General features: G+C 42.2%; 14 protein-coding genes, 5 tRNA genes and 1 pseudogene. 16 read left to right on the top strand and 4 right to left on the bottom strand.

Annotation, left to right across the window (positions count from 1 at the left end):
- Positions 1–224 precede the first annotated feature (224 nt).
- The 3 genes from FTV11_RS13150 to FTV11_RS13140 all read left to right on the top strand — a co-directional run bounded on the left by FTV11_RS13150 (position 225) and on the right by FTV11_RS13140 (position 2,413).
- Positions 225–548, top strand: coding sequence for a pyrimidine/purine nucleoside phosphorylase (locus FTV11_RS13150; protein WP_067763086.1), 324 nt, complete (start codon positions 225–227; stop codon positions 546–548).
- Between the two features lie 177 nt (positions 549–725).
- Complete coding sequence (rlmB, locus tag FTV11_RS13145) at positions 726–1,484, top strand: 23S rRNA (guanosine(2251)-2'-O)-methyltransferase RlmB (RefSeq protein ID WP_078192567.1); 759 nt, start codon at positions 726–728, stop codon at positions 1,482–1,484.
- Positions 1,485–1,492: 8 nt separating this feature from the next.
- Positions 1,493–2,413 (top strand): DMT family transporter, encoded by a 921-nt coding sequence (locus FTV11_RS13140; RefSeq protein WP_373685427.1) that lies wholly within the window; start codon positions 1,493–1,495, stop codon positions 2,411–2,413.
- 14 nt (positions 2,414–2,427) lie between these two features.
- On the opposite strand, the gene coaE is transcribed toward FTV11_RS13140, so the two are convergent.
- Genes coaE through pilB form a run of 4 tightly spaced genes read right to left on the bottom strand, consistent with a single transcriptional unit; the run spans position 2,428 to position 6,868 of the window.
- Positions 2,428–3,030 carry a dephospho-CoA kinase gene (gene coaE, locus FTV11_RS13135; protein ID WP_180074129.1) on the bottom strand — a complete coding sequence of 201 codons (603 nt, stop codon included), beginning with the start codon at positions 3,028–3,030 and terminating at the stop codon, positions 2,428–2,430.
- A gap of 9 nt (positions 3,031–3,039) precedes the next feature.
- The gene (locus FTV11_RS13130) at positions 3,040–3,900 is read right to left on the bottom strand and encodes an A24 family peptidase (protein ID WP_180074128.1); all 861 of its coding nucleotides are present in this window, start codon (positions 3,898–3,900) and stop codon (positions 3,040–3,042) included.
- On the bottom strand, positions 3,900–5,126 hold the full coding sequence (locus FTV11_RS13125) for a type II secretion system F family protein (protein ID WP_078192563.1): 1,227 nt from the start codon (positions 5,124–5,126) through the stop codon (positions 3,900–3,902). The genes FTV11_RS13130 and FTV11_RS13125 overlap by 1 nt, the downstream gene beginning before the upstream one ends.
- Positions 5,127–5,158: 32 nt before the next feature.
- Entirely contained in the window at positions 5,159–6,868 is a 1,710-nt protein-coding gene (gene pilB / locus FTV11_RS13120; protein WP_180004674.1) for a type IV-A pilus assembly ATPase PilB, read from the bottom strand.
- Positions 6,869–7,143: 275 nt separating this feature from the next.
- Between pilB and tpiA the strand changes: the two genes are divergently transcribed.
- The 13 genes and pseudogenes from tpiA to FTV11_RS13055 all read left to right on the top strand — a co-directional run.
- Positions 7,144–7,935 carry a triose-phosphate isomerase gene (gene tpiA / locus FTV11_RS13115; RefSeq protein WP_180062795.1) on the top strand — a complete coding sequence of 264 codons (792 nt, stop codon included), beginning with the start codon at positions 7,144–7,146 and terminating at the stop codon, positions 7,933–7,935.
- A 13-nt stretch (positions 7,936–7,948) separates the two neighbouring features.
- Positions 7,949–8,278, top strand: coding sequence for a preprotein translocase subunit SecG (gene secG / locus FTV11_RS13110; protein WP_180064875.1), 330 nt, complete (start codon positions 7,949–7,951; stop codon positions 8,276–8,278).
- A gap of 52 nt (positions 8,279–8,330) precedes the next feature.
- Positions 8,331–8,415: transfer RNA gene (locus FTV11_RS13105), tRNA-Leu, on the top strand.
- A 48-nt stretch (positions 8,416–8,463) separates the two neighbouring features.
- Positions 8,464–8,540 (top strand) — tRNA-Met (locus FTV11_RS13100).
- Positions 8,541–8,613: 73 nt separating this feature from the next.
- Positions 8,614–8,690: transfer RNA gene (locus FTV11_RS13095), tRNA-Met, on the top strand.
- 58 nt (positions 8,691–8,748) lie between these two features.
- A tRNA-Met gene (locus tag FTV11_RS13090) sits at positions 8,749–8,825 on the top strand.
- A 90-nt stretch (positions 8,826–8,915) separates the two neighbouring features.
- Positions 8,916–8,992, top strand: a tRNA-Met gene (locus tag FTV11_RS13085).
- A gap of 216 nt (positions 8,993–9,208) precedes the next feature.
- On the top strand, positions 9,209–9,733 hold the full coding sequence (rimP, locus tag FTV11_RS13080) for a ribosome maturation factor RimP (RefSeq protein ID WP_078189416.1): 525 nt from the start codon (positions 9,209–9,211) through the stop codon (positions 9,731–9,733).
- Positions 9,734–9,768: 35 nt separating this feature from the next.
- Positions 9,769–11,253: a transcription termination factor NusA gene (nusA, locus tag FTV11_RS13075; protein WP_078192558.1), complete on the top strand. Its 1,485-nt coding sequence runs from the start codon at positions 9,769–9,771 to the stop codon at positions 11,251–11,253.
- A 10-nt stretch (positions 11,254–11,263) separates the two neighbouring features.
- The gene (gene infB / locus FTV11_RS13070; RefSeq protein WP_180004671.1) at positions 11,264–13,957 is read left to right on the top strand and encodes a translation initiation factor IF-2; all 2,694 of its coding nucleotides are present in this window, start codon (positions 11,264–11,266) and stop codon (positions 13,955–13,957) included.
- Positions 13,957–14,364 (top strand): ribosome-binding factor A, encoded by a 408-nt coding sequence (locus FTV11_RS13065; protein ID WP_078189413.1) that lies wholly within the window; start codon positions 13,957–13,959, stop codon positions 14,362–14,364. Before infB ends, FTV11_RS13065 begins: the two co-directional genes overlap by 1 nt.
- A 168-nt stretch (positions 14,365–14,532) precedes the next feature.
- Complete coding sequence (locus FTV11_RS13060) at positions 14,533–15,198, top strand: M48 family metallopeptidase (RefSeq protein WP_180008039.1); 666 nt, start codon at positions 14,533–14,535, stop codon at positions 15,196–15,198.
- Positions 15,199–15,272: 74 nt separating this feature from the next.
- Positions 15,273–15,549: pseudogene (locus FTV11_RS13055) on the top strand (RNA-guided endonuclease TnpB family protein); the annotation flags it as partial.

Raw genomic sequence — 15,549 nt, 5'->3', positions numbered from 1 at the left:
ACTAGGACTTTAGTGGATGAAATAAAAAAAGTATTTTGTACAAAAGTACAGTTTGTTTTAGATTCTCAATGTCAAGATAGTGAGATGGTATTGGGACATATCCACTTCTCAGATTTTTGTAATTATCTATCTCAAAATTTTCAACACTGATTGATTAGTTTTTGCAGCACAATTAAACTACTTCGATCAAAATATTATAAATATGCTTTATCTGGAGAAAACGCATGTCAGCACAGTTTGATCATGTATCAGTCATCAAAAAATCAAATGTTTATTTTGGCGGTCTATGTATCAGCCACACTGTGCAATTTGAAGATGGAACCAAGAAAACACTGGGTGTGTTGCTTCCAACTGAACAAGCGCTGACTTTTGAAACCCATGTACCTGAACGTATGGAAATTATTTCAGGTGAATGTCGTGTTCAAATTGCAGATAGCGAAGAAAGCGAATTATTCCGTGCGGGTCAATCATTCTACGTGCCAGGTAATAGCCGATTTAAAATTGAAACAGACGAAGTGTTGGATTATGTGTGCCACTTAGAAGGCTAATGATTCAATCAATTTAGGCACAGTTTTTTAACCTCAAATCGGTTAAACTATGTGTCATAGCATAAATCCTGTAAAGCTTGCTTTGCAGGATTTTTCTTTTTGGCAGCCTATGCTGTGCTCTAGGGATATCATACCCTGTTCAAAAGTTTATCGAAGTTTGCAATTTAGAGGTCGTTCATGGCGAAACCGGAATATTATTATGGCGTTCATTCAGTGGAGTCATTACTGGAACTTGAGCCAGAACGCGTTTTAACTTTATTTGCGTTAAAAGGACGTGATGATCAGCGTTTAAAACGTATTTTTGAGCTTGCAGAACCGTTTGGTGTCAGCATTCAAAAAGCTAGTCGTGATAGTTTGGAAAAACTTGCGGGACAACCGTTCCATCAAGGTGTGGTTGCTGCTGTACGTCCACATCCAGTTTTGAACGAAAAAGATTTAGAGGCTTTATTACAAGCCAATCCAAATGCGTTGCTATTGGCATTAGATCATATTACAGATCCACATAACCTTGGTGCATGCATTCGTACAGCGGCAGCCATGGGTGTTGAAGCTGTGATTGCACCGCGTGATCGTTCAGCGACGCTTACCCCAACAGCCCGTAAAGTTGCTGCAGGTGGTGCTGAAAAAGTGAAGTTTATTCAGGTGACGAACTTGGCACGTACCTTGGCCCAAATCAAAGAAGACTTTAATGTACGTGTGGTCGGCACTATGCTAGATGAAAAAGCATTGCCGATTCAAAAATTTGACTTCACTGGTACGGGTGTATGTGTGGTGATGGGCGCTGAAGATACAGGTTTGCGTCCTATTACGCAGGCGCAATGTGATCAAACTGTTTATATTCCAATGGCTGGAAACTTGCAAAGCTTAAATGTCAGTGTCGCAACCGGTATGGCATTGTATGAAGCATGTCGTCAACGTAATAATGAATTGAAATAGAAGTGATGATGTCTCCCCAAAAGCAAGGTTATTTATATGTTTTCATTACCATGTGTATTTGGGGCGGATTCACCTTAACAGCACGTTTAAGCGCCAATTGGGGAATCAGTGCTTGGGACATTACCGCACTTCGGTTTGCTTTGGCATTTTGTATATTAATGCCAATTTTGATTTATAAAAAAGATACGGCTTTTTTATGGAAGAAAGAGCCTTTTATCCTTGCCATGCTTGGCGGGGTGACATATTGCTTAACGGCCTATAGTGCGTTTCATTATGCTCCTGCGGCCCATGCTGCAATTTTCCTCAATGGTTGTATTCCCTTATGTACGGCCATAGCCGCGTTTCTGATCTTCAAACAGCCGCTCGATAAGCATACCTGGATCAGTGTGGTGATTATGATCTCTGCCATTAGCTTAATGAGCTATTTAATGTACGTCGAGACTGGTGTGGCATTTGGTTTAGGTGATTTGCTATTTTTTATCAGTGCCATTTGGTGGGGGATATTTACGGTATTGCTTAAGCAATGGAGGCTCTCTGCTTGGCATGCCATGGCGGGGGTTGCGGTTTGGTCTGCCGTGGTATTCGTGCCTATTTATCTACTATTTTTCCCTAAACATTGGTCTGACCCAGAGCCATTGCAACTCATTGGACAAGTTATCTTTCACGGTATTTTTGTGGTGATTATTGCGACTTTAACGTATGTAGAGGCGATCAAGCGCCTGGGTGCATTTAAAGCCGGAAGTATCGTAACTTTGGCACCTTTTATTGCTGCAATTTTAGCGGTACCGCTGCTGAATGAACCCTTAAGTTTTGCAATTGTGTGTGGATTGGTCGGGATGGGGATTGGAGCGATTCAACCGTGGAAATGGTTGGGACGAAAGGATAGTCTAGAGCAGCAACTCGAACAACAAAAAAAGCAGTCTGAGTAAGACTGATTTTTTATTTAGCTTTTTTCAGCGTGCGCTAAGTACTTGAGATGCAACGGTCGAAGCTGTGCATAAAGATGATCTAAATGACCATCATTCAGCACGATATCATCTGCAATTTTTTGCTTTTCCTGACGCGACATTTGCACTTGAATGATTTTTTGGATTTGCTCGATATTTTGACCATCGCGCTGTGATGCACGCTGAATTTGCAATTGTTCCGTGGCATCAATAAGCAAGGTGTGATTGGTTAATTCATGTTGATTGGTTTCAAATAACAGCGGCGAAACCAAGATGACATAGGGGCTGGTGGCTTCATTTAACTGTTGGATAATGGACTGACGTATTGCAGGATGGGTAATGGCTTCAAGTGCTTGACGTGCTGTAGGATCTTTAAAGATATATTCACGTAAAGCGCGCCGATTTAACTCACCATTCGCAAGTAAAACCCAATCACCAAATTGTTGTTGAATCTGAATCAGTGCGGGTTGCCCCGGCTCGACAACCTCGCGAGCAACGATATCAGCATCGACGACTTGAATGCCTTGGAGTTCAAACCAATTGCTTGCAGCAGATTTTCCGCTACCGATACCACCTGTTAAACCCAAGACAAATGTCATACAACGACCTTACTGACCCAAATAAATTTTCATAATTTGATCACCCCATAAAAAGGCGATCCATCCGGCGATGGCAATATAGGGACCAAATGCAAAAGGTTGGTTATCTTTACGAACTTTGAGCAAAATAATCCCAATGATTGCACCCACTAGTGAAGAGAGTAATACAATCAGTGGAAGCAGGAAAGGGCCCATCCATGCACCCAAGGCAGCTAAAAGCTTAAAGTCGCCATAGCCCATGCCTTCTTTACCAGTGATGATTTTAAATAAATAGTAAACAATCCATAGGCATAAGAAGCCGATGATATATCCCCAAATGGCTGAGGTTGCAGAGGTATAAATGGCATAGCTATTCACGCCAAGCCCGAGTGCAGCCAAAGGAAGGGTATAACGGTCAGGTAAAAGTTGGGTGTCAAAGTCAATAAAGGTTAATGCAATCAATACATAAGTCAGCAGCAGACCAAACAGCATTTGAATAGTTGGACCAAAAACTGCAACGACAATCAGCGCACAGATCATGGTGAGTAATTCGATCAGTGGATAACGGCTACTGATCGGGTTTTGGCAACTTCCACATTTTCCACGTAACACAATCCAACTGATGACAGGAATGTTTTGATACCAACGAATGGGCGTTTTACATTTTGGACAGGTTGAAGCAGGGGTACTCAGGGTAATCTTGGTTTCATCAATAATCGGTTGGTCTGGATGCAAAAATAGTTGGCAATCTGTGCGCCATTCTTGTTCCATCATCTTTGGTGTGCGGTAAATTACCACATTCAAAAAACTACCGATGCAAAGACTAAAAATCCCAACTGCGATATATAACGCAATTGGGGTATTAATTAAATATGTTATTAATTCTTGCATTAAACCACAGAACCCATTTGGAAGATTGGAAGATACATTGCAATCACAAGACCACCAACGAGGACACCTAATACCGCCATAATCAAGGGTTCCATCATCGAAGTTAAGCCATCTACGGCATTATCCACTTCATTTTCATAATGCGTTGCCACTTTGTCTAGCATAGCATCCAAGGCACCGGATTCTTCACCAATAGCCACCATTTGAATCGCCATAGATGGGAATTTATCGGTGACACGCATAGCAAATTGCAGTTGTTGACCAGTCGCCACATCTTCACGAATTTTCATGACCGCTGTTTCATAGACCACGTTGTTGGTTGCACCTGCAGTTGATTCGAGCGCATCGATTAAGGGTACGCCCGCGGCAAATGTGGTTGCCAAGGTACGGCTATAGCGGGCAATAATTGCTTTATAAACCAAATCACCAAAAATCGGTGCTTTGAGTGCAGCTTTGTCTAAGAAGTCTCTGAAAGCTTTGCTACGTTTTTTTGCTTCCATGAAACCAGCAATCACAGCGCCAATTCCAATGATGAGGAAGAACCAATATTTTTGCATCCATTCCGACATGTTAACTACCATTTTGGTAAAGGCAGGTAGGTCTGCACCAAATGATGAAAACAAGTCTTGGAATACGGGAACCACTTTTACCATCAAAATAATCGTCACAATAACAGCGACAACGATGACCGCTGCTGGGTATTTCATGGCTTTTTTGATTTTTTGCTTAAGCAATTCACTTTTTTCTTTGTAAATGGCAACACGGTCTAGCATGGTTTCAAGTGCACCCGACTGTTCACCTGATTCAACCAAGGAGCAAAATAGGTTATCGAAATACTGCGGATATTTGCGCAGCGCACCAGCAAAGGTATTACCGCCTTCAACTTCACCTTTGATCCCCAAGACCACTTCACGCATGGCTGGGTTTTCTAGGCCTTCCGCCACGATTTCAAAACCCTGAACGAGCGGTACACCGGCTTTCATCATGGTTGCAAGTTGGCGCGTGAATACCGTGATATCCAAAGTGGATACTTTCTTTTTCATCAAGCCTTCGAGAATATTTTTGCGTTTTTCTCGAATGGTTTTAATGGTGATGCCTTGCTTACGTAAAGTGACTTTGGCTAAAGCCATATTACGCGAAGGCATTTCCCCTTTGATTTTCGCCCCTTTGCGATCCACGCCTTCATAACTGAAGGTTGGCATCATCTGCGCTTTTTTTACAGCCATGAATTTATCCTTATTTTTAAATACTAATTCACTTACTCACTGGTCACACGATTGACTTCTTGAAGTGAAGTCACCCCCTGCATGACCTTAATTAAGCCTGAACGGCGTAAATTGTTAAAACCTGCTTGATTTGAAGCTTCGGCAATTTGTAAGGCATTGCCATCTTCCATAATAATTCTTGAAATTTCAGGTGTCACTTTCATGACTTCATATATACCGACACGACCTTTATAGCCTTCGCGGCATTCGGAACAACCGACAGGTTGGTATATTTGAAATTCTGGTGTATTTAAATCGTCTTCAGTAAAACCAAGTTCCAGTAGACTTTGTTTTGGTACCTCTACTGTTTCTTTACATTGTGAACATAGGCGACGCGCAAGTCGCTGCGCAATGACAAGGTTCACGGATGTCGCAATGTTAAATGAGGGCACGCCCATATTGCGTAAGCGTGTCAATGTTTCAGGTGCACTATTGGTATGTAGTGTAGACATCACCATATGACCCGTTTGAGCTGCTTTAATGGCAATTTCAGCCGTTTCTAAATCTCGAATCTCACCGACCATCACAATATCAGGGTCTTGACGTAAGAATGACTTCAATGCTGCAGAGAAGGTGAGGCCGACTTTATTATTTACGTTGACCTGATTGATCCCTTCTAAGTTAATTTCCACAGGGTCTTCGGCCGTTGAAATGTTGGTATCTTCACGGTTAAGAATGTTTAGACCTGTATATAAAGATACGGTTTTACCGGAACCCGTTGGACCGGTAATGAGCAACATGCCTTGCGGTTTTTCTAAAGCCTGCATGAACAGTTCTTTTTGATCCGGTTCATAACCCAACGCATCAATCCCTAACATCGCACTAGAAGGGTCAAGGATACGTAGAACAAGTTTTTCACCAAACAAGGTCGGTAAGGAGTTCACACGGAAGTCGATGGCTTTGTTCTTTGACAGCTTTAACTTGATACGACCGTCTTGTGGAATACGTTTTTCCGAGATGTCCATTTGTGACATGACTTTTAAACGCGAAGCAAGTCGAGTCGCAAGTTGCAAGGGCGGATTGGTAATTGTTCTTAACACGCCATCGACACGGTAGCGGACGCGATAGGTCTTTTCGTAGGGTTCGAAATGTAAGTCAGATGCACCCATACGAATCGCATCGACTAGCAGCTTATTGATGTATTTAACAATCGGCGCTTCATCACCATTGTCTTTTTCATCTGCTTGTTCAGCTGGGTCTATCGTTTCCTGTTCTAAATCAAGATCAAAGTCATCATCAAAGTCGAAAGTACTTTCTTCAGCGAAGTTCTGCTCAATTAACTTTTCAAGTTTGTCATGTTCAACAATAATGGTTTCGGTATTGAGCTTACTACCAAATCGGATAGCATCTACAGCTTCAATATTGGTGGGATTACTGATCGCAACGAATAACAAATTGCCATGTTTAAAAATGGGCAAAATACGATGCTTGGTAATTAACTTATCTTCAAACTCATCACGAATGATTAAAGACGTGTCATAAGTTGAAATATCAAAAACCGGTTCACCGAACTCTATCGAGATGGTTTCTGCAATCAGGCGTGCTGAAAGTTGATATTCCTGAATCAAATGCGGCACGATATCTTGATGAGCCTTTTTTGAATTTTGCAGCGCTGTTTGCATTTTTTCGGCAGACAGATGCCCTTCGTCAACTAAGCGACGAATAAACCCCGTAAATCTTGAAGAACCTTGAACTGCTGTCATGCTTTTACTTGCCTATGCTTCAGTCTGTTTATAATTGGTATAGCAAAATTATACTTTTGTTGCACAAAAATACCATATCTTAAAGTGTTGTCACTAGCTAAGAATTGGTAAAAAGCATGAACCAGTCCTTAAATCTGCTTAATTTTTTTACAGAAAAGTGAAGATCTTGGAATGACTGGTGTGCTTCGAAGATGCAAATGTGTTGAAATTTATCTTCAAAATTATGAATTACGTGTAGAATGTGCCCGATTTCATCTTTGTCATGTGGGATAAATATGTCGGGTTCGACGATTACGCCTTGGGTAGTGGGTAACTGGAAAATGAACCCATTGCAAGCCGATGCTGGCGCACTTCTTAAGAATTTTAAGCAATTATTAGATGAACAAAATATTGCTGAAGCGGCATGTCATATTGGGGTTGCACCAACAGCTATTGCTCTGACCACGGTGCAAAATGAATTAACACAAGCAAGCCGTAACATCATGACCGTTGCACAAGACGTTTCTCGCGTTGCAGGTACAGGTGCATATACGGGTGAGCTCAGTGCTGAGCTATTAAAAGATTATGGTGTTGAATTTGTACTGATTGGTCATTCGGAACGCCGTGAAATATTCGCTGATCAACCGCATATCATTAATGAAAAAGTAAAAAATGCATTAAACGCAGGTTTGACTGTGATTTATTGTGTGGGTGAAAGCTTGGAACAACGTGAAAGCGGCCAAGCAGAACAGATTGTGTTACAACAAATATGTGATATTGCTGCTGTTGTACAAGCAGAGCAGTGGAAACAAATTGTGGTAGCTTATGAGCCAATTTGGGCCATTGGCACAGGTAAAACAGCGTCACCTGAAGATGCGCAAGCGATGCACGCTAAAATTCGTGAAGGTTTAAGCCAAATCACCCCGATGGGACTTCATACTGCGATTCTTTATGGTGGTAGTGTAAAACCTGAAAATGCAGTAGAGTTGGCAGCCTGTCCGGATATCAATGGTGCGCTGGTCGGTGGTGCATCATTAAATGCAGAGTCGTTTTATAAAATTGCTCAAGCATTTGCAAATACAAAATAATTAGGAGTTCAGCATGCATACGTTTGTGCTGGTGGTACATATTATCTTAGCGATTTTAATGATCGTGCTGATTTTAGTTCAGCATGGCAAAGGCGCAGATGCGGGTGCATCTTTTGGTGGCGGCGGTGCTGCAACTGTATTTGGTGCATCGGGTTCGGGTAACTTTATGACCCGTTTGACTGCGATTTTAACGGCTTTGTTCTTCGTTACGAGCTTGACACTTGCTGTGTTTGCAAAGAAACAAACGACAGATGCTTATAGTCTGAATGCGATTTCTTCAGTACCGACTGCGCCAGTAAAATCGGCTGAAACTTCGCCAACTGCACCAAAAAGCTCTGAATAATTTATTTAGCGCTTTCTTTTTTGACGTGTTGCGACTAGAATGCGTCACAGCTGCGGTGGTGGTGGAATTGGTAGACACGCTACCTTGAGGTGGTAGTGCTTTCGGGCGTGGGGGTTCAAGTCCCCCCTTCCGCACCAACTTATAATCCAGAACATAAGTTGGTGTATGCAGCAAAACTCTGTTGATGCGGGATGGAGCAGTCTGGTAGCTCGTCGGGCTCATAACCCGAAGGTCGTTGGTTCAAATCCAGCTCCCGCTACCAATCAATTCTATTTTTAAGATGCAAACTTTTAAATGGACAGCTTTTAAAGCTGAGAGAACTATTTGCATATTGATGCGGGGTGGAGCAGTCTGGTAGCTCGTCGGGCTCATAACCCGAAGGTCGTTGGTTCAAATCCAGCCCCCGCTACCAATCTTATATAGCGCACAATTTATATAAGCAGTTTATCTGAAAGTCATTGTGATGTTGATGCGGGATGGAGCAGTCTGGTAGCTCGTCGGGCTCATAACCCGAAGGTCGTTGGTTCAAATCCAGCTCCCGCTACCAATCCTCTGAGATGCAACTCAGTAGGGCAATTCTTCAGGTTGTTTTAGATTGAAAATGACCAAGAAATTGTTTATAATTTTTGCATGTTGATGCGGGATGGAGCAGTCTGGTAGCTCGTCGGGCTCATAACCCGAAGGTCGTTGGTTCAAATCCAGCTCCCGCTACCAAGTTTCTAAAAGAGGCTCACAACTAGGTGGGCCTTTTTGCACAGTGGACTATGGTTTTCTGTGTAATAATGGGGCGATTTACGCCCTTTTTTATTGGCTATCGTGTAGTGTCGACAGTATTTTGGTCAAACCGTCATGTTTCACTACTACTATAGTTTCGTATTGGTCTGTAGTGGTCATTTCGACCATCGAATCGCACAAATTTGACGAGAGTAAATGAAGCTATCAAATAAAACTCAAGCACTTCAGGACTTAATTGCCCCAGCGGTGCAAGCATGTGATGTAGAACTTTGGGGGATTGATTTCCAACCTCAAGGAAAACGTTCACTGTTACGTATTTATATCGACCGTGAAGTTGATGAAAATGCAGAACCTGTCATCAATGAAGATGGCGAAGTTGAGCAAGGCCGTGGTATCGGCGTGCAGGACTGTGTTCGTGTCACTCAGCAAGTGGGTGCGATGTTGGATGTACATGATCCAATTTCAGGCGAATATGCATTGGAAGTGTCATCTCCAGGTTGGGATCGTCAGTTCTTTAAATTGGAACAAATGACGGCATACATTGGTCAGCAAGTCGCTTTGCGTTTGATCAGTGCTGTGGATAATCGTCGTAAATTCCAAGCCAAACTTGTAAGCGTAGACCTTGAAAGCGAAATGATTCAGGTTGAAGTTGAAAAGCAACAAGTGTTGGATATTGACAGCCACAATATTGATAAAGCAAATCTGGTTTTCCAAGATTAATTTAATAAATAAGAATCTGAACGAATAGGTGACTTATGGCTCGTGAAATTCTTACCGTAGTAGAAACGGTTAGTAACGAAAAAGGTGTAAGTCGTGATGCAATTTTTGAAGCGCTTGAACAAGCTTTAGTTGCAGCGACTAAGAAGAAATTCTACGAGGGAACTCACTCGGAAGAAGCTCGTCTACGTGTAGAAATCGACCGTCGTACTGGTGATTACCGTACTTTCCGTCAATGGGAAGTGGTTGCCGACGAAGATCACGAAATGCCAGCATGCCAAGATGCGATCTCTGATGTAGATCCTGCAAAATGGGCAATTGGTGATATTCGTGAACTTGAAGTTGAATCGATTGATTTCGGTCGTATTGCGGCACAAATTGCGAAACAAGTGATTGTTCAAAAAATTCGTGAAGCAGAGCGAGCGCTAATTGCAGATGCTTACGAATCTAAAGTTGGTGAACTCATCTACGGTGAAGTGAAAAAACAAACCAAAGATGGCTTTATCATTGATTTAGGTGACAATGCAGAAGCATATCTTGCGCGTGAAGAAATGATCGCTAAAGAAATTCTACGTCCTAAACAACGTGTAAACGCGATTTTGTTTAACGTAAACCGTGAAGGCCGTGGTGCTCAGTTATTACTTTCTCGTTCTAAACCAGAAATGCTTATTGCATTGATGAAGAAAGAAATTCCTGAAATTGCTGAAGAAATCATTGAGATTAAGGCTGCTGCACGCCAACCTGGCGTTCGTGCTAAAATCGCTGTGAAAACAAACGATCACCGTATTGATCCTGTAGGTGCATGTATTGGTATGCGTGGTACACGTATCCAAGCAGTTCAATCAGAGTTAAATGGTGAGCGTATTGATGTAGTCGTTTGGTCTGATGACGCTGCACAATACATTGCAAGTGCTCTAGAGCCTGCTGATGTATCAGGTATCGTGATTGATGAAGAAGAACGTACTGCAGATATTATTTTTGCAACGAGTGATCAGTTAGCACGTGCAATTGGCTCTCAAGGTCAAAACGTACGCTTAGCATCTGAATTGACTGGTTACAAGCTCAATATGATGCTTGAAGAAGAATATCACGCACGCCAACAAAACGAAGCGCAACAATATTTAGATATGTTTGTTACACGTCTAGATATTGATGAAGACTTAGCGATGGCGTTAGTTGAAATGGGTTTCACATCATTAGAAGAAATCGCGTATGTTCCTGCGGAAACATTCGATGAGATCGAACTTGATGCTGAAACTGTTGAAATGCTACAAGGTCGTGCAAAAGAAATTGCATTGGCTGATGCATTGAAGCAACAAGAAAACATCCAAGAGCCAAGCGAAGAGCTTGCTGCAATGGAAGGCGTGACTAAAGAAATCGCATATGCGCTTGCCGCTCGCGGTGTGGTAACTGTAGATGATCTTGCAGATCAAGCCACTGACGATATCTCTGATATCGAAGGTTTAGGTGCTGAAAAAGCAGGTCAACTTATTATGAAAGCGCGCGAATCATGGTTTAACTAGGAGGTAATATATGACGGACAAGTCGATTAAGGAGTTAGCTCTCAACGTGGGTCGTCCAGTTGAGAAGCTACTGGAACAGGTTCGTGATGCGGGTTTACCACAAACTAAACCTGACGATATTATCTCCACTGAACAACAAAATGCCCTCGTTAACCATTTGAAAAAAGTTCATGGTCAGGATGCGGGCAATGCAGGACAAATCACGTTGAAACGTAAAACTACCAGTACTGCTAAAGTGGCGAGTACATCGGGCAAGGCAAAAACGATTAATGTAGAAGTTCGTAAGAAACATACATTTGTTAAACCGGATCCTGAGCAAATTAAAGCTGAAGCATTAGCGAAAGCACAAGCTGACCAACAAGCACGTAAACAGGAACCTAAGGTTGAAGCGAAAGCTGAAGAACCGAAGCAACAACCAGTATCTAAAGCGAAACAAGCTTTAGAAGCAATGCGCGCTGCTGCGAAGCAAGAACATGCGAAGCAAGAAACACCGAAAGCTGCGGTTGTTGTAAAACGTAAGTCAAACAACAAGCCAATTACAAAACCTGTTGAAACTCTAGAACAGAAAAAAGCACGTGAAGCTCAAGCAGCACAATTGAAAGCTGTAGAAGAAGCGGCGCGTCGTAAAGCTGCTGAAGAAGCGCAACAACGTACGCTTGAGCAAATGCGTCAAATGGCGTCTAAGTATTCTAACGAAGACACTACTGCGACCATTCGTGTTGTAGATGATTCTCCGCTTGCTGCCGGCCTTGTAGGTCAGGCATATGAAGATTCATTTGCGAAAGAAGACCGTGAAATTAAACGTGGTACCAATACCAACAATTCACGTTCACCTAAAAAAGGTGGTCGTCGTGGCGAAGAGCAATCTTTCCGTGATAACTCACATAAACGTGGTTTAAAAACAAGTCAAGCGAACAAGCATGGCTTTGAAAAACCAGTTAAAAAACAAGTTTATGATGTTGAAATTGGTGAAACAATTGTTGTTGCTGACTTGGCTGCGAAAATGGCGGTTAAAGTTCGCGAAGTTATCAAATCACTCATGAAAATGGGCGAATTGGTTACTCAAAACCAAGCGATTGATCAAGAAATTGCAGCACTTGTTGTTGAAGAAATGGGTCATAACCCAGTATTGGTTTCTGATACTCAAGCAGAAGACAACTTACTTGAAGCAGCTGAAGAAGCGCGTGGTGTCCAAACCACTCGTCCGCCAGTTGTGACAATTATGGGTCACGTTGACCATGGTAAAACATCACTTCTTGACCGTATTCGTCGCTCTAAAGTGGCTGCAGGTGAAGCAGGTGGTATCACACAGCATATTGGTGCTTACCATGTGAAAACTGAAAAAGGTATTATTACTTTCTTAGATACACCGGGACACGCAGCATTTACTGCAATGCGTTCACGTGGTGCGAAATCTACAGATATCGTAGTGTTGGTTGTTGCAGCAGATGATGGTGTTATGCCACAAACTGCGGAAGCGATTGACCATGCACGTGCAGCAGGTACGCCAATTATTGTTGCTATCAACAAAATGGATAAAGAGTCTGCTGATCCAGATCGCGTATTGAATGAGTTGACGACGAAAGAAATCGTACCTGAGCAATGGGGCGGTGACGTTCCAGTGGCAATGGTTTCTGCGCACAGCGGTGCAGGTATCGACGAACTTCTTGACTTGATCTCAATTCAAGCCGAACTTCTTGAGCTTAAAGCATCTGAAGAGGGTGCAGCACAAGGTGTTGTAATTGAAGCACGTGTAGACAAAGGGCGTGGTGCGGTAACATCGATTCTTGTTCAAAACGGTACATTGAAAGTGGGTGACCTTGTTCTTGCAGGTTCGTCATACGGTCGTGTACGTGCGATGACAGATGAAAATGGTCAACGTATTAAATCTGCTGGTCCTTCGATTCCTGTGGAAATCTTGGGTCTACCAGAAGCGCCAATGGCAGGTGATGAAGTTCTTGTTGTAAATGACGAGAAAAAAGCACGTGAAGTTGCTGATGCGCGTATGGATCGTGAACGTCAAAAACGTCTTGAACGTCAATCTGCGATGCGTCTTGAAAATATCATGGCGTCTATGGGCAAGAAAGATGTGCCTATTGTCAACGTGGTATTGAAAACAGACGTACGTGGTACTTTGGAAGCATTACACGTTGCACTTGCTGAACTTGCAACTGATGAAGTGAAAGTACGTATTATTGGTTCAGGTGTTGGTGCGATCACTGAGTCTGACGTAACACTTGCTGAATCATCAGAAGCGGTTCTTCTCGGCTTTAACGTACGTGCTGATAATACTGCACGTCAAAAAGCTGATGCTGATGGTATCGACATTCGTTACTACTCGATCATCTATCAATTAATTGATGATGTGAAAGATGCGATGAGCGGTAAATTAGCGCCTGAACACCGTGAAACAATTCTTGGTGTTGCTGAAGTACGTGAAGTGTTCCACTCAAGTAAATTCGGTGCTGCTGCAGGTTGTATGGTACTTGAAGGTACATTACACCGTAATAAACCGATTCGCGTATTACGTGATGACGTGGTGGTATTCCAAGGTGAGCTTGAATCTCTTCGTCGCTACAAAGATGTGGTTGAAGAAGTTCGTGCCGGTATGGAATGTGGTCTTGCGGTGAAAGGCTATAAAGACATCAAAGCACAAGATAAGATTGAAGTGTACGATGTTCAATTGATTAAACGGAGTCTTTAATGGCGGGTAGTCAACGTCTGAAGCGTATGGCGGATACAGTACAACGTGAGTTGTCAGAACTGATCCGTCAGGAGCTGAAAGATCCACGCTTAGGTGGTCTTGTGACCATCTCTGCCGTGAAGGTGAGCCCAGACTTAGGATATGCCGAAGTTTATGTGACTGTAATGGGTCGTGAGCTAGGCGATGAGCAAAGTGAAGCCGCAAATAAAGAAACTTTAGATGTCTTGAATAAAGCATCTGGTTTCTTGCGTCATGAACTGAGCCGTCGTATCAAAACACGTATTACGCCACGTTTGCGTTTCCATTACGACAAAACAAATGCTTATGGCAACTATATGTTTGGTCTAATTGCAGAAGCGGTCAAGGACTTACCTCCTACTGACGAAGCAAAAAAAGATGATGAATAATTCAGTTCGCTGAATGAAAAAAGCCACCTTCGGGTGGCTTTTTTATGTTTGAATGGTCATTATTTAAAAATACCCAATAACACACAGAATTATAACTAGATGATAAAACTAAGCTTGAAAATGACATTGGATAGTCCAGTCTATACACACAATATAATAAAAAAAATCATGCTATTGAGCAGCATATTACTCATCACTATGCCAAGTTGGGCATGTTTAAATACCTATGTAGAAGATTTTTATACATCTGATTCAGAAAAAGAAAATCAACACGAAGAACATCATGACGAAAAATTGAAGAACTTTGTCTCAAGGCATCCTAGCCCAATAGACTATCAGGCAGAAAATGATTATGCCGTACATCAGATCTACGCAGGCCGTTACGATTTAGCCATTAAGGTTTTACGTGCAATTGAAAATGAGCATCCAGGTTTACCGAAGACGGCAGTGAATTTAGGCACAGCTTATGAGTTGATCGGCAATATTTCACTAGCCAAAAAATGGATTGCTGAAGGTATGAAGCGTGATCCATCGATTCATCTTGGCAGTGAATGGATTCATCTGAATATTTTAACAGCCAAAGAAAAACGTGCGACGGCAAAATATTTTCATGAATTTCCATTGTTGAATGTACATTATGGAACAGGTTATGTACCTGATGCGCACTGGAAGAATCAGCGAAAACTCACAACAGCAGAATATGATGCTATACGAGAGCAGGCCAGTTTACAGATTAATGAGCGGAAAAATTTTGTTTCAAGACAGAATGCCGTGATGGCACAGCTGTTTTATCAAATGGAGCGTAAAACTCAGTCCTTCAGGTCAGAGATATAAGCGACACGACATGAAGTGTCGTTTGATTTAACTAAGGACTATTTTCCTTGAGTTTTGATTGTTAATATAAGTACATGAAAACCCTTAAATTACGTATAAAAGACAAACATCGCAAGGTGTTAGACCAACTAGCATCAGAAGTGAACTTCGTCTGGAATTATGTCAATGATTTAGGGTTTAGGCATTTGAAGCGGAAAGGTGAATTTCTCTCTGCTTTTGATATTGCCAAATATACGAAAGGCACATCCAAAGAATGTAATTTACATAGTCAAACCATTCAGGCTGTAACTGAAGAATTAGTCACCCGAAGAAAGCAATTTAAAAAGGCAAAGCTGAAATGGCGTGTCAGCA

It is taken from the genome of Acinetobacter sp. YH12231 (assembly GCF_013417755.1).
Taxonomy (GTDB): Bacteria; Pseudomonadota; Gammaproteobacteria; order Pseudomonadales; family Moraxellaceae; genus Acinetobacter; species Acinetobacter amyesii.
Note: the sequence above shows the minus strand (reverse complement) of the source record. Positions and strands in the feature narration are given on the sequence as shown.

What these genes read in the sequence shown, in the direction of transcription:
- FTV11_RS13130 (WP_180074128.1), bottom strand. Translation starts at nt 3,900, where the DNA reads ATGCAAGAATTAATAACATATTTAATTAATACCCCAATTGCGTTATAT.
- FTV11_RS13150 (WP_067763086.1), top strand. Translation starts at nt 225, where the DNA reads ATGTCAGCACAGTTTGATCATGTATCAGTCATCAAAAAATCAAATGTT.
- nusA (WP_078192558.1), top strand. Translation starts at nt 9,769, where the DNA reads ATGGCTCGTGAAATTCTTACCGTAGTAGAAACGGTTAGTAACGAAAAA.
- secG (WP_180064875.1), top strand. Translation starts at nt 7,949, where the DNA reads ATGCATACGTTTGTGCTGGTGGTACATATTATCTTAGCGATTTTAATG.
- pilB (WP_180004674.1), bottom strand. Translation starts at nt 6,868, where the DNA reads ATGACAGCAGTTCAAGGTTCTTCAAGATTTACGGGGTTTATTCGTCGC.
- rimP (WP_078189416.1), top strand. Translation starts at nt 9,209, where the DNA reads ATGAAGCTATCAAATAAAACTCAAGCACTTCAGGACTTAATTGCCCCA.
- FTV11_RS13125 (WP_078192563.1), bottom strand. Translation starts at nt 5,126, where the DNA reads ATGGCTGTAAAAAAAGCGCAGATGATGCCAACCTTCAGTTATGAAGGC.
- rlmB (WP_078192567.1), top strand. Translation starts at nt 726, where the DNA reads ATGGCGAAACCGGAATATTATTATGGCGTTCATTCAGTGGAGTCATTA.
- FTV11_RS13060 (WP_180008039.1), top strand. Translation starts at nt 14,533, where the DNA reads ATGCTATTGAGCAGCATATTACTCATCACTATGCCAAGTTGGGCATGT.
- coaE (WP_180074129.1), bottom strand. Translation starts at nt 3,030, where the DNA reads ATGACATTTGTCTTGGGTTTAACAGGTGGTATCGGTAGCGGAAAATCT.
- FTV11_RS13140 (WP_373685427.1), top strand. Translation starts at nt 1,493, where the DNA reads ATGTCTCCCCAAAAGCAAGGTTATTTATATGTTTTCATTACCATGTGT.
- infB (WP_180004671.1), top strand. Translation starts at nt 11,264, where the DNA reads ATGACGGACAAGTCGATTAAGGAGTTAGCTCTCAACGTGGGTCGTCCA.
- FTV11_RS13065 (WP_078189413.1), top strand. Translation starts at nt 13,957, where the DNA reads ATGGCGGGTAGTCAACGTCTGAAGCGTATGGCGGATACAGTACAACGT.
- tpiA (WP_180062795.1), top strand. Translation starts at nt 7,144, where the DNA reads ATGTCGGGTTCGACGATTACGCCTTGGGTAGTGGGTAACTGGAAAATG.